Annotated in this window: 16 protein-coding genes; 12 read left to right on the top strand and 4 right to left on the bottom strand. The window is 64.6% G+C overall.

The window, feature by feature from the left end; genetic code table 11:
- Positions 1–336: 336 nt before the first annotated feature.
- Positions 337–1,605 carry a chromosomal replication initiator protein DnaA gene (gene dnaA, locus ACIOSY_RS02060; RefSeq protein WP_400849076.1) on the bottom strand — a complete coding sequence of 423 codons (1,269 nt, stop codon included), beginning with the start codon at positions 1,603–1,605 and terminating at the stop codon, positions 337–339.
- A 439-nt stretch (positions 1,606–2,044) separates the two neighbouring features.
- On the opposite strand from dnaA, the gene rpmH reads away from it, so the two are divergent.
- The 7 genes from rpmH (at position 2,045) to ACIOSY_RS02025 (ending at position 5,998) form a co-directional block, all read left to right on the top strand.
- Entirely contained in the window at positions 2,045–2,182 is a 138-nt protein-coding gene (gene rpmH, locus ACIOSY_RS02055; RefSeq protein WP_045278552.1) for a 50S ribosomal protein L34, read from the top strand.
- A 6-nt stretch (positions 2,183–2,188) separates the two neighbouring features.
- Complete coding sequence (gene rnpA, locus ACIOSY_RS02050) at positions 2,189–2,536, top strand: ribonuclease P protein component (RefSeq protein ID WP_400848219.1); 348 nt, start codon at positions 2,189–2,191, stop codon at positions 2,534–2,536.
- A complete protein-coding gene (gene yidD, locus ACIOSY_RS02045; protein WP_400848216.1) occupies positions 2,533–2,883 on the top strand; it encodes a membrane protein insertion efficiency factor YidD in 351 nt (116 codons plus the stop codon). Before rnpA ends, yidD begins: the two co-directional genes overlap by 4 nt.
- A gap of 3 nt (positions 2,884–2,886) precedes the next feature.
- Complete coding sequence (yidC, locus tag ACIOSY_RS02040; RefSeq protein ID WP_400848213.1) at positions 2,887–3,957, top strand: membrane protein insertase YidC; 1,071 nt, start codon at positions 2,887–2,889, stop codon at positions 3,955–3,957.
- Positions 3,954–4,445, top strand: coding sequence for a protein jag (locus ACIOSY_RS02035; RefSeq protein WP_400848210.1), 492 nt, complete (start codon positions 3,954–3,956; stop codon positions 4,443–4,445). The genes yidC and ACIOSY_RS02035 overlap by 4 nt, the downstream gene beginning before the upstream one ends.
- Positions 4,446–4,476: 31 nt before the next feature.
- Positions 4,477–5,103 (top strand): 16S rRNA (guanine(527)-N(7))-methyltransferase RsmG, encoded by a 627-nt coding sequence (gene rsmG, locus ACIOSY_RS02030; protein ID WP_400848207.1) that lies wholly within the window; start codon positions 4,477–4,479, stop codon positions 5,101–5,103.
- Positions 5,104–5,569: 466 nt separating this feature from the next.
- Positions 5,570–5,998: a GNAT family N-acetyltransferase gene (locus ACIOSY_RS02025; protein ID WP_400848204.1), complete on the top strand. Its 429-nt coding sequence runs from the start codon at positions 5,570–5,572 to the stop codon at positions 5,996–5,998.
- Between the two features lie 145 nt (positions 5,999–6,143).
- On the opposite strand, the gene ACIOSY_RS02020 is transcribed toward ACIOSY_RS02025, so the two are convergent.
- Entirely contained in the window at positions 6,144–6,305 is a 162-nt protein-coding gene (locus ACIOSY_RS02020) for a hypothetical protein (protein WP_400848201.1), read from the bottom strand.
- 928 nt (positions 6,306–7,233) lie between these two features.
- Between ACIOSY_RS02020 and ACIOSY_RS02015 the strand changes: the two genes are divergently transcribed.
- From ACIOSY_RS02015 to ACIOSY_RS01995, 5 genes are all read left to right on the top strand, one after another.
- Positions 7,234–8,160, top strand: coding sequence for a ParA family protein (locus ACIOSY_RS02015; protein ID WP_400848198.1), 927 nt, complete (start codon positions 7,234–7,236; stop codon positions 8,158–8,160).
- Positions 8,160–9,146, top strand: coding sequence for a ParB/RepB/Spo0J family partition protein (locus tag ACIOSY_RS02010; protein ID WP_400848195.1), 987 nt, complete (start codon positions 8,160–8,162; stop codon positions 9,144–9,146). Before ACIOSY_RS02015 ends, ACIOSY_RS02010 begins: the two co-directional genes overlap by 1 nt.
- Before the next feature lie 155 nt (positions 9,147–9,301).
- A complete protein-coding gene (locus tag ACIOSY_RS02005; protein WP_400848193.1) occupies positions 9,302–10,753 on the top strand; it encodes a sugar porter family MFS transporter in 1,452 nt (483 codons plus the stop codon).
- 9 nt (positions 10,754–10,762) lie between these two features.
- The gene (locus ACIOSY_RS02000; RefSeq protein WP_400848190.1) at positions 10,763–11,098 is read left to right on the top strand and encodes a tryptophan synthase subunit alpha; all 336 of its coding nucleotides are present in this window, start codon (positions 10,763–10,765) and stop codon (positions 11,096–11,098) included.
- 10 nt (positions 11,099–11,108) lie between these two features.
- On the top strand, positions 11,109–11,627 hold the full coding sequence (locus ACIOSY_RS01995; protein ID WP_400848187.1) for a GrpB family protein: 519 nt from the start codon (positions 11,109–11,111) through the stop codon (positions 11,625–11,627).
- Positions 11,628–11,811: 184 nt separating this feature from the next.
- On the opposite strand, the gene trxA is transcribed toward ACIOSY_RS01995, so the two are convergent.
- Positions 11,812–12,135, bottom strand: a complete 324-nt coding sequence (gene trxA, locus ACIOSY_RS01990) for a thioredoxin (RefSeq protein WP_400848184.1) — start codon at positions 12,133–12,135, stop codon at positions 11,812–11,814.
- Positions 12,136–12,201: 66 nt separating this feature from the next.
- Positions 12,202–13,176: a thioredoxin-disulfide reductase gene (trxB, locus tag ACIOSY_RS01985; RefSeq protein WP_400848181.1), complete on the bottom strand. Its 975-nt coding sequence runs from the start codon at positions 13,174–13,176 to the stop codon at positions 12,202–12,204.
- Positions 13,177–13,225: the final 49 nt, after the last annotated feature.

Here is a 13,225-nt window from a genome sequence, read left to right as displayed (position 1 = left end):
CTGGGTTAACTCCTTAACGGTGTTAACCGCTGTGGATTCTGTGGATAACTCGGTGGATAGCTAGAGCGAGTAAGGAACTACACGGTTGTCAGTTGTGGAAACCCTGAGGAATACGCGGGTGGATGGCATCCGGGGTCATCCTGGTCTCCCCGTAGTTATCCACAGGTTTGCCTTCTCAGCCCACATTCGTCCCGATGGAATCCCCATCCATCCACAAGTTATCCACATGTGCATAGAAGCATCTATCGGATGCTATGGAGAGCGCCGAGCGGTCGAAAAAAGGGGGACACGGCATCGGTGCGGATGCCGTGTCCCCTTCTTCGAGGATCGTGAACCTCAGCGTCGTCCGAGCTGCGTGGTGATCTCGGTGACCTGGTTGTAGATGGAGCGACGCTCCTTCATGAGGTCGCTGATCTTCTTATAGGCGTACATGACGGTGGTGTGGTCGCGGTTGCCGAAGAGCTGTCCGATCTTCGGCAACGACAGGCTCGTACGCTCACGGCACAGATACATGGCGATCTGGCGTGCCGTCGCGATCTGCTGCGACCGACTGGAGCCGTAGAGGTCGTCGACGGTGAGCTTGAAGTACTGCGCGGTGGCCGTGATGATGTCGGTCGGCGAGATGATGTTGTCTTCGGCCGTGTCGATGATGTCGCGCAGCACGGTCTGGGCAAGAGAGATGTCGAGAGCGGAACGGTTCAGGCTCGCGAAGGCCGAGACGCGGATGAGTGCGCCCTCGAGCTCGCGGATGTTCGAGGAGACGACCGTCGCGATGTACTCGAGTACCTCGTCGGGAATGTGGAGGGCCTCGCTCTGCGCCTTCTTGCGGAGGATGGCGATGCGCGTCTCGAGGTCGGGCGCCTGCACATCGGTGATGAGGCCCCATTCGAAGCGGCTGCGCATCCGATCCTCGAAGCCGGTCAGGTGCTTCGGCGCGACATCGCTGGTGATGACCACCTGCTTGTTGTGATCGTGCAGGGTGTTGAAGGTGTGGAAGAACGCCTCCTGCGTCTCGGCACGACCCTGCAGGAACTGGATGTCGTCGATGAGGAGGATGTCGACCTCGCGGTATCGCGCCTGGAAGGCGGCACCGCGGTTGTTGGCGATCGAGTTGATGAAATCGTTGGTGAACTCTTCGCTCGAGACGTACCGAACCTTCACCCCGGGGTAGAGGGACTGCGCGTAGTCGCCGATCGCATGCAGGAGGTGGGTCTTTCCCAGACCCGAGTCGCCATAGATGAAGAGCGGGTTGTACGCCTTGGCCGGTGCCTCGGCGACGGCGACCGCAGCAGCGTGCGCGAAGCGGTTCGACTGGCCGATGACGAAGTTGTCGAACGTGTACTTGGGGTTCAGTCGCGACTCGTGGCGGAGGGGAGTCGGCTGCTCCATCGGCGACTCGACGCGCATGCCGTCTTGACGACCGAAGTCCTGCACCGCGATCGGCGCCGTGGCCTGTTCGACGAGTTCGGGATTCACCACCACACGGAACGACGTGACCTCTTCGCCGATGTGAGTGAGCGCCTCCATGATCGGCAGGCGCAGTCGCTTGTTGATCTGCGCGGCCGTGAGGTCGTTGGGCACCTCGAGGTAGAGCGTCGCAGCCATCACGCCGGCCGGAACAGCGAGACTCAGAAAGCCCTGCAGCTGGGGCGTCACCCGGTCGTCGTCGACCAGCAGCTCCTGCACCGTGGTCCAGATCGGAACGTCGGGCTGGGCTGGTGATGACATGACGCTCCGCGCGGGGGATCGGTGAGGGCGGGAAAGACGTCGCGCCCTGTGGATAACTACGGATGCCCACGGTAGTCACCGTGGCCCGGAACGGCAACCTGCCCCCGAGAATCCGCGCGCGTGTTGTGTGGACCGGCTCGGTGGGGGTTGTGGATAATGGCTGTGCGGTACGGTCATCACGAGCCAGCCGAAGCGCGCAGATTTGCTCTGCGCGCCGTCCCGACGTACCCTTAGTCGGTTGACTTATGCCTATTTAGGCAGTTCCCCATGTCTCCGGTCGAAGTGAACCCGGTGGCAGCATTCCCGGAGTGATTCCATGACTAAGCGCACCTTCCAGCCCAACAACCGTCGCCGCGCCAAGAAGCACGGCTTCCGTGCCCGCATGCGCACCCGCGCCGGCCGCGGCATCCTCGCGGCCCGCCGCGCGAAGGGCCGCACCGAGCTCTCTGCGTAATTCGCTGTGCTAGCCCGCTCGCATCGGCTGACTCTCGGCACCGACTACCGCTTGGTCGTTCGCCGAGGCTCCCGTTGCGGCGGCGCCCGCGTCATCACCTCGTTGATGACGACGGGTGAGAGCAGAGCCGCGAGATTCGGCTTCATCATCAGCAAGCAGGTCGGCAACGCCGTGGTTCGAAACACGGTGCGTCGCCGACTCAAGGCTGTCTGCGCCGAGGCACTGTCGCGCGTTCCCGAGGGCACGGATGTCGTCATCCGTGCCCTTCCTTCGTCTGCGACGGCGACCTACGCCGACCTGAGTGCCGATGTGAACCGCTGCCTCACTCGCCTCGCTCCGGTGGACGCATCATGACCGCCCTTCCTGCTTCGTCGATCGGGACGGCGCATCTGCACACGGGAGACCTGGTGCGGAGCATCCCTCTCGTCCCCCGCAATCTCGTACTCGGGTTCCTCGCCGGGTATCGCAAGGTGATCTCTCCGATGTACGGAGATGTCTGTGCGTACTACCCGTCGTGTTCCGCTTACGCTGTAGGGGCGGTGCAACAGCATGGCGCCGTGCGGGGAACACTGCTCTCGGCATGGCGCATCGTCCGTTGCAATCCCTGGACCCGCGGGGGCGTCGACGACGTGAAACCGCACCAACACTTCCGTCACGACTTGACCGAGCACGGTTTCGTCGTTCCCGCTCGAAAGGACTGACCGGTGGGTCTCGACCTTCTGCTCGCCAGCGCCACACCGTCGCCGGCCCCCTCCGCTGGAGGCTTCGATCTGATCGGAACCATCCTCTGGCCCCTGAAGTGGCTGGTCGAGCTGGTTCTCGTCGCATGGCACTGGTTGCTGACCGCGGTCGGACTGCCTGCAGCGTCTGGCATCACCTGGGTCCTGTCGATCGTCGGACTCGTCATCGTCGTTCGCGCCGCGCTGATCCCGCTCTTCGTGAAGCAGATCAAGAGCCAGCGAAAGATGATGGAAATTGCTCCTGAACTGCGAAAAGTTCAGGAGAAGTACAAGGGCAAGCGCGATCAGCTCAGCCGCGAGGCGATGAGCCGCGAGACCATGGCGCTGTACAAGAAGCACGGCACGACGCCGATGTCGAGCTGCCTGCCTCTGCTGGTGCAGATGCCGGTCTTCTTCTCTCTGTTCAGCGTGCTCAGCGATGTCACCAAGCACCACGCGGCCGGCACGGGCGGTGTGGGCTTCCTGAGCGCAGAGCTCACCGAGCAGTTCTACGACGCGAAGCTCTTCGGGGTCGCCTCGCTGCACGAGACCCTCGGTAACGCGGTCGACGCCGGCAACACCACGGCGATCGTCATTCTCGTCACGCTGGTCGTTCTCATGATCGGCTCGCAGTTCTTCACTCAGCTGCAGATCATCTCGAAGAACCTGTCGCCCGAGGCCAAGACCGGCCAGGCGTACCAGATGCAGAAGATCATGCTCTACATCCTGCCGCTGGGCTTCATCTTCTCGGGCGTCTTCTTCCCGCTCGGCGTCGTCGTGTACTGGTTCATCTCGAACCTGTGGACCATGGGCCAGCAGTTCCTCGTCATCCGTGAGATGCCGACCCCGGGATCCGAGGCCGCCAAGGCACGCGAGGAGCGACTCGCTCGCAAGGGCAAGGCGATCGACGGATCCGGCAAGGTCGTTCCGATGGCCGCCTACGAGGCAGATCAGAAGCGCCTCTTCGAGGAGGCCGAGAAGGCCAAGGCCGAGACCCCGAAGCGTCAGCAGCCCGTGGGTAAGAAGCGTGCGAAGAAGAAGGGGAGCGCCTCATGACCGAGACGGCTACCGAGAACGTCGAGCCCACCGTTGCTGAGCTCGAGAACGAAGGCGACATCGCCGCCGACTACCTCGAAGAGTTCCTCGACATCGCCGATATCGATGGCGACCTCAATCTCGACGTGCGCCAGGGCCGTGCCTACGTCTCGGTCGAGGCGGAGGGCGATGGCCTGAGCCTGCTCTCGGCCCCCGACACGGTTCAGGCGCTGCAGGAACTCACGCGACTGGCAGTGCAGAGCAAGACCGGATCCTTCTCACGCTTGATCCTCGACATCGGTGGCTCACGCGACACCCGTCGTCGTCAGCTCGAGACGCTGGTAGACGCGGCAGCCGCGAAGCTCGACGAGGGTTCCTCGCAGGCGTCGCTTCCGTCGATGTCGAGCTACGAGCGCAAGCTCGTTCATGACATCGCTGCGGACCGAGGCCTCGTTTCGGAGTCGTACGGCGAGGGTGCTGACCGTCACACGGTCCTCCGTCGTCGTTGATGTTTCACGTGAAACATCTGGTGCGCGAATCATGAGTGAGCTCGAGGTCGAGCCGACCGTCGCGGTCGAACTGTTCGGCGATCGGATCGATGTCGCTCGCGCGTTCACCGGAGCGCTCGCGCGTGAAGGCGAGGAGCGCGGACTCATTGGTCCCCTCGAGCTGCCGCGTCTGTGGACTCGTCACATCTTGAACAGCGTGATCGCGGCGCCGCTCTTCCATGGCAGCGTGGCCGACATCGGCTCCGGCGCAGGGTTGCCGGGGATCGTGTTGGCGATCGCACGTCCGGATGTGCAGTGGACACTCGTCGAGCCGATGGAGCGTCGCGTCACGTGGCTGACCGAGCAGGTGGATGCGCTCGAGCTCACGAACGTCGACATCCTGCGGGCTCGGGCAGAAGATGTCCCCCACACTGCTGCATTCGACATGGTCACAGCTCGTGCGGTGAGCGCTCTCCGTACGCTCCTGCCGCTGACGGCACCGCTCGTGCGCGACGGGGGAGAGGTCACGCTCTTCAAGGGTATGAACGCGGCGAACGAGATCGACGCTGCGCAGAAGCAGATCAAGAAGTACCGACTGTCAGATGTTCGCGTCGAGGTTCTGGGCGAGGGTGTCCTCCCCGAGATCACGCGCGTCGTGCGGGCGGTCGTGCGCGGCTGAGAGCGGATGTTTCACGTGAAACATGTTCGCTCCGGTAGTTGATGGGCTTGAGCAGGCGTCGTCTGCGCTGAAGTGAGCAGCGGCTGCGGCTGTGGGCGTAGGGGGTAGCCTCCTTCGCTCGCGCGTGTCAGAAGTCCCTACCGCGTGATTCTCTGTGCGATTCACCGACCACCACCTCTGGTGTGGTTGGTGAATGGCATTGGGGGCACGGGCGGATGGTGGCGTATTCAGTGTGGGGGTGGCACGGATGTTTCACGTGAAACATCGGTCGAGTGCCCATGCACCGCTCTGGCCTTCGGGTGCAGTCACCCGCGGATCACACATGCGGGTGGGCCAGTGGTCGAGCGGAGAGTGGCAGAGATCGATGTTTCACGTGAAACATCTGGAGCGACGGGCACCTGTTCAGTGAAGGAACGGAGATATCGAGTTGAGGAGAGAGATGGTCGCGTGGGAGTACCGGCAGAGTGTGGCCGAGGATGCGTACTGGATCATGGAGCTTCGCGCAGTCGTACTGCGCCCCGACCTCGAGCGCCTCGGTCGCTTCGATCCGATCCGAGTGCGTCAGCGCTTTCTCGATGCGTTCATCCCTGCGCAGACCCGAGCCATCGTCGTCGGCGGAGATGATGTCGGCGTGGTCACCCTCCGGTCCGAAAAGGATGCTGTCTGGCTGGAGCACTTCTATATCGACCCGTCCCACCAAGGGAAGGGCATCGGAAACGGTGTGCTCTCGCAGATTCTGTCGTCACGCTCGACGGATGTCCATCTCCGTCTGAACGTGCTGCGGGGGAGTGCAGCCCGTCGTCTCTATGAGCGTCACGGTTTCGTTCTCGATCACGAAGATTCCATCGACGTCTATCTCGAGCTTCCACCGCGCGAAATCGCCATGCAGGGGTAGTCCTTCCCGTGCACCCCTCACGACGTGTTTCACGTGAAACACGTCGGCCGGTGCGGTGTGGGGCCTGCATTCAGGCCCTTACGGTCCGGGTGAACGGTGCACGGTGCACGCACGGACTATCCGCTGGAGAACACCGGTCGATGTTTCACGTGAAACGCTCACAGAGATGGGACTTTGCCCCGACCGCCGTGTCGACGGCATGCGGGAAGCGCCCTCTGCGCGACACGATGACGTGCGGCACAGCCGCATAGGAGTCGAGGTCGAGAGCAGCATCGAGCACGGGGTTGCCGTGGCGCGCGAGTCCCACCAGCCGATCATCGGCGACGTGTTGATACTCGGGCGTGGTGCCTTGCGTCGTCGACCGGGTGTCGGCGGGTGCCCTGCTCTCCGGACAAAGCGCGCGCAATCTGATCGCACGGATAGTTCAGCGTCTCGGGTGGATGTCGCTCCGCTGCCCGATGAGGCCGGGGGCTTTCGGTGGGTGACGACGCCACCGAAGCGGCTGTTGTTTCACGTGAAACAACAGGCGTTGTCTTGGCTGAGAGCGGTGTACCTCGCACCCTGGGGAGCGGTGACACTCGATACACGCCACTGAGGTGGATCCCCGCGTCGAGGAGCCGCACTCCAGGGGATCGCGGGGAGGCTGATGAATGAAGCGCCGGCGTGTAACGCGATGCATGCGACGGCGAACGCAGGGGAGGGTGCGGCACTGCGACGCGATCGCGAGCATCCTCCCGGCATGCCTGCACAGGGAAGTCTCCCCCCGTGCGAGCTAGCCGGAAACCCGCAGCACGTGTAGGGGGATGCGCGACGTGGTCAAGCCCTGCAGTTCGGCGTCTCGGATGCGTGTTCGGTGCGTAGTGGGAGAGAGAGGTGCCCCGCACGCAGGCGAAGGATCTACGACGGAGGGTGGAGGAGGGAGCCAGCGCGGGTCGATGCACCGCGCTCCGACGCGCGCAGGTGGCTTCACCTACCCGGTACTCACTCCGCGCCGCGCGGTGGAGGAACGGCGGCGAGAGCCCGCATCGCTCATCGAGAGGTGGGCACGCGTGGCACGGCGCGTGCCATACACTCCCCAGAACCACTCCGTTCTGCTCGGTGTACGGCATCCCACCCCGCCTCCACGACCCCAACGGTGCCCGCTCGCACAGACGCCACCCGCCCCAGAGACCCCCGCATCGCGAGGGAACGTCCCCCCGAGCGATTAGAGTGGAACGCGGCCTCGAAAGGAGTGGATGTTTCACGTGAAACAATCCGAAAAGGCGTCACCGAATGAGAATTTCGGGATGGATACACCGCTCGCGCGGGAGCTCGCTGACCTCTCTGCCCGCCGTCGTGCGCTCGAATCGGCGACGGTGGAGTTCACGGGGGAGACCCGAGTGCTCACGGTCTCGAACCAGAAGGGCGGCGTCGGTAAGACGACGACGGCGGTGAACGTGGCTTCGGCCCTCGCCGGCCTGGGGGCCAAGGTCCTGGTGATCGATCTCGATCCCCAGGGAAACGCCTCCACAGCACTCGGAGTGCCGCACAACGCCGACACTCCCAGCGTCTACGACGTGCTGATCGAGGGCTTCCCCCTCTCTGACATCGTGCAGACGAGCCCCGAGAACCCGAACCTGCTGTGCGCCCCCAGCACGATTCACCTCGCCGGCGCCGAGATCGAGCTCGTGTCGCAGGTCGCGCGCGAGCACCGTTTGCGTACGGCGCTGGCCGAGTACCTCGCCACGACGCCGATGGACTTCGTGATCATCGACTGCCCGCCGTCGCTGGGGCTCCTCACGATCAATGCCTTCACCGCGGCATCCGAAGTCTTCATCCCCATCCAGTGCGAGTACTACGCCCTGGAAGGCTTGAGCCAGTTGCTCGGCAGCATTCAGATGATCCAGAAGCACTTGAACCCGGAGCTGCACCTGTCGACGATTCTGTTGACGATGTACGACGGTCGCACCCGCCTCGCGCAGCAGGTGGCAGAGGAAGTGCGAGGTCACTTCCCGGATCAGGTGCTCGAGACCGTGATTCCTCGATCGGTTCGCGTCTCTGAGGCGCCGAGTTTCGGGCAGACCGTGATCGCTTACGATGGGCAGTCCGCCGGTGCGATCGCGTATCGCGAGGCCGCTGTCGAGATCGCGTCGCGACCAGCGACGCAGAGCAAGGAGAAATGATGGCGAAGCGCACTGGACTGGGCCGGGGTATCGGCGCTCTCATTCCGACGGCCGATCAGACCGAGCGTCCGGTCGATGTCTTCTTCCCCGGTGCGAGTCTTCGTGCCGCTGAAGCGGCGACGAAGGCGAAGGAGTCCGCAGATGCGCAGGCGGCATCCGAGGTCGACCTCGCGGTCGTCCCCGGCATCCACCTCGTGCAGGTGGATCCGCAGAAGATCGTCGCGAACCCTCGCCAGCCCCGCACGCATTTCGACGCCGACGATCTCGCCGAACTGGTGCACAGCGTGCGGGAGTTCGGCGTGCTGCAGCCCGTCGTGGTGCGCACCAACGCCGAGGGCGAGTACGAGCTCATCATGGGGGAGCGGCGCACACGCGCCGCTCGTGAGGCGGGTCTCGAACTCATCCCCGCGATCGTCCGCGAGACCGCCGATGAAGATCTGCTGCGCGACGCGCTGCTCGAGAACCTGCACCGGTCGGAGCTGAACCCGCTGGAAGAGGCATCCGCCTACCAGCAGCTGCTCGAAGACTTCGGCATCACGCAGGAAGAGCTGGCGACGCGCATCGGGCGATCACGCCCGCAGATCAGCAACACGATCCGTCTGCTCAAGCTTCCGGTTCCCGTGCAGCAGCGCGTGGCTGCCGGCGTGCTGAGCGCGGGGCACGCTCGTGCGATCCTCAGCCTGGGCACGCCCGAGGCGATGCAGCGCCTCGCCGACAAGGTCGTGAACGAAGACCTGTCCGTGCGCGCGACAGAAGAGGCGGCGAAGACGCAGCCCGGCAGCGGTACCACGGCGAGCAAGGCCACTCCCGGAGCGCGTCGCGCCTACCTCGATGAGGTGGCCGGCAAGCTCGGCGATCGTCTCAACACCCGTGTGAAGATCGCTCTCGGGTCTCGCAAAGGCCAGGTCACTATCGATTTCGCGTCGATCCAAGATCTCAATCGAATTCTCACCGAGCTCGGTGAAGAAAGCTACGGCCGCGGCTAGAACCCGCACCCGCACGACTCTCGCATCGCGCACGAGGCTCCGCCACCAGGCGGGGAGCCTCGTGCGCGATGGTGTTTTCAGACGCGCTGTCAAGCACTGTCTGCGCGTCGGTGCACAGGCCTAGACTCTCCAACGACGATCTGCGGGAGGGCATCATGTCAGCGAAGACGGCAACAGGATCACCGTTGAGGGGTCGCGTCATCGCGATCAGCATCGCGGCGGCACTCGGAGGATTCCTCTTCGGTTTCGATACCGCGGTGATCAACGGAGCGGTGGATGCCCTCGCCGGCAACACCTCGGGCTTCGATCTCGGCGACGGGCTCAAGGGCTTCGCCGTCTCGTCGGCACTGATCGGCTGCGCCGTGGGTGCCTGGTTCGCCGGTCCGCTGGCGAACAGGTGGGGACGCATCCCCATCATGGTCGCCGCCGCCGTGCTGTTCCTCGTCTCCTCGATCGGATCGGGCCTGGCGTTCAGCGTCGTCGATCTGATCATCTGGCGTGTGGTCGGCGGTCTCGGCGTCGGCGCCGCCTCGGTCATCGCTCCGGCCTACATCGCCGAGGTGTCTCCGGCGCACATGCGCGGCCGCCTCGGCTCGCTGCAGCAGCTCGCCATCGTCTCGGGTATCTTCGTCGCGCTCCTCTCCGACGCACTGCTCGCCAACGTCGCCGGGGGAGCGGCGGAGTCGCTGTGGGGTCTCTACGCCTGGCGCTGGATGTTCATCGCCGAGGCGATCCCCGCGATCGTCTACGGCATCATGGCGCTGCGTCTGCCCGAGTCTCCGCGCTATCTGGTGGCGCAGGGCAAGCTCGACAAGGCCGAGGAAGTCCTCACGACGGTGACCGGCGCCGTCGACGTGAAGGCCAAGATCACCGAGATCACCGGCACGCTCAACACCGAGAAGCGCGAGTCACTGCGCGACCTGCGCGGCAACCGCTTCGGCCTCAAGCCGATCGTCTGGGTCGGCATCCTGCTCTCCGTCTTCCAGCAGTTCGTCGGCATCAACGTGATCTTCTATTATTCGACGACCCTGTGGCAGTCGGTCGGGTTCGGCGAGTCCGAGGCCCTGCTGATCACGGTGATCACCTCGGTCACGAACATCGTCGTCACGATCATCGCCATCCTGCTCGTCGACAAGGTGGGCCGGCGTATCATGCTGCTCGTCGGGTCGGTCGGCATGACGATCTCGTTGGGGCTGATGGCCGTCGCCTTCTCGTTCGGCACTCTGGATGCTGCCGGAGCGGTGACGCTGCCCGATCCGTGGTCGACGGTCGCTCTCGTCTGCGCGAACGCCTTCGTGGTGTTCTTCGGTGCGACGTGGGGCCCGCTCGTCTGGGTGCTGTTGGGCGAGATGTTCCCGAACTCGATCCGTGCCGGCGCCCTCGCCGTCGCGGCGGCGGCGCAGTGGGCGGCGAACTTCTTCATCTCGACGACGTTCCCCGCGTTCTCGAGCATCGGGCTTCCCTTCGCCTACGGCTTCTACGCGTTCTTCGCGCTGCTGTCGTTCTTCTTCGTGTACTTCAAGGTCGCCGAGACCAAGGGCAAAGAGCTCGAGGACATGACCGAAGACGTGAAGGTCGAGCGCCGACCCCGTCGCACACGCGCGTAGGCTTGTGGGATGACCGAATCCGTCCCGCGCCGTGCCAGCCTCGAAGTGCTGCGTGCCGAAGCGGCCGACGAACTCGCCGTCATCGTGCAGGAACGCCTTCTCGGGGGCGAAGACCCCTGGGAGTTCATGGAAGACCTCCCGAGCGTCGACGAGCTCGTGGTCTACCTGCTGCGCGCCGACAACATCAACGCCAACGACGGCGTGCGCCCGAACGAGGCCCGGCACTACCGGGTGCTGCGGCAGATCGCCCTGGAGTACCCGGAGCTGACGTCGGCCGTCTGGGTATTGCTCGACGAGAAGCAACGGTACCGCCGCTGGGATCCGACGGTCGCGGACGCCAACTGACATGCCGCGGATGCTCGTGCCCTACGACCCGTCGTGGCCGGCGCAGTTCGAGCAGGCGGCCGCAGGGCTGCGCGACAGCGGTGATCCGGACTGGACGATCGAGCACATCGGGTCCACCGCGATCCCCGGGATGCGCGCGAAGCCGGTCATCGACATGGCCGTGCGGGTGACGGATGCTGCGGAGTTCGAGCGGCACCGGGCCTCACTCGAACGGGATGGATGGCGCCTCGGCAGCGCCGTGCGCAGCCACCCGGTGATGATCCTCGAGAGTGACGGCACGCGCACCCACATCGCGCACTTCTTCGAGGCATCCGCATGGGATGCCGTGAACCAGCGCATCCTGCGCGACTGGCTGCGTGCGCACCCCGACGATGCCGACCGCTACGTGCACGCGAAATGCGACGCCGTCGCGGCCGCTGCACGCGGCACAGCGTCGTACAACGCCGCCAAGACCCCGGTGATCCAGGAGATCGTGGATCGCGCGCGCACGGCGCGCGGGCTGCCGCTGGTCGAGGTGTCGGACAAGTAGCGCGGGCGAGGCCCCTCGTCTCGTCGCTTCGCTCCTCGCTCAGGGACCGGGCTCTTCGACAGGCCGCTCGTGAGTGAGCGACCGTGCTCCCGGCGGTTCCTGAGCGAGCGAAGCGAGACGAAGGGCCGCACAGCAAAAGGCCGCCGCCTCCCGAGGGAGACGACGGCCTGAATGCGAAGAAGACTCAGCCGATGAAGGCAGCGAGGTCCTTCTCGAGGGCCGGCTTCGGCTTGGCGCCGATGATGGTCGTCTTGACCTCACCGCCCTGGAACACCTTCATCGCCGGGATCGACGTGATCTGGTACTTCATCGCCAACTCGGGGTTCTCATCCACATTGAGCTTGAGGATGGTGATCTTGTCGGGGTTGTCGGCCTGGATCTGGTCCAGCACCGGGGCGACCATACGACACGGTCCGCACCACTCGGCCCAGAAGTCCACGAGAATGGGACCCTCGGCCTGCAGAACGTCCTGCTCCCAGGTCGCCTGGCTCGTAGCCTTTGCACTCATCAGAGTTTCTCCTTGTTCGAGGTTCATCTGCTGTAACAGCAGATGACGGGAAAGTGTTCCCGGGGATCAGGCGGTGAGGACCTCTGCGGCCTCTGCGGCCGGAACCTCGACCGAAGCATCCTCGAGATCGGCGAGGAAGTGCTCGGCGTCGAGAGCCGCGACCGTGCCCGAACCGGCAGCCGTGATGGCCTGGCGGTAGGTCGGGTCGATGACGTCGCCGGCGGCGAAGACTCCGGGGACCGAGGTCACCGACGAGCGGCCGTCGACCCAGATCGTGCCTTCGGCGGTGAGCTTCAGCTTGTCGTGCACGAGGTGCGTGCGCGGGTCGTTGCCGATCGCGACGAACAGGCCCTCGAGCGGAAGATCGCTCAGCGTGCCGTCGACCGTGTTGCGCAGCTGCACGCCCTGCACGGAGTCCTTACCGATGATCTCGGCGACCTCGCTGTTCCAGATGAACTCGATCTTCTCGTTCGCGAACGCGCGCTCCTGCATGATCTTCGAGGCGCGCAGCGTGTCCTTGCGGTGGATCACGTAGACCTTGTCAGCGAAGCGCGTGAGGAACGTGGCCTCTTCCATCGCGGAGTCGCCGCCGCCGACGACGGCGATCGTCTTCTCACGGAAGAAGAAACCGTCGCACGTGGCGCACCACGAGACGCCGTAGCCCGAGAGGCGCTCTTCGCCCTCGATGCCGAGCTTGCGGTACGCGGAACCGGTGGCGTAGATGACGGTGTGCGCTTCGTGCACCGCACCGTTGCCGAGGGTGACCTTCTTGACCGTTCCGGCGAGGTCGAGGTCGGTGACGTCGTCGTAGACGACCTCGGTACCGAACTTCTCGGCCTGCTCCTGGAACTTGGCCATGAGCTCGGGGCCCTGGATGCCGTCGGGGAAGCCGGGGTAGTTCTCGACCTCGGTGGTGTTCATCAGCTCACCGCCCACCTCGACCGAGCTCGCGATGAGCAGCGGCTTGAGGTCCGCCCGCGCCGCGTAGATGGCGGCGGTGAATCCGGCGGGGCCGGAGCCGATGATGATGACCTGACGCATGAAGAGGCTCCCTGTGAGAACTGCAATGCCATCGAATGATGTTCGACTG

Source organism: Microbacterium sp. NPDC087665, from assembly GCF_044743285.1.
Classification (GTDB): domain Bacteria; phylum Actinomycetota; class Actinomycetes; order Actinomycetales; family Microbacteriaceae; genus Microbacterium.
This window is presented reverse-complemented; position numbering and strand designations above follow the sequence as displayed.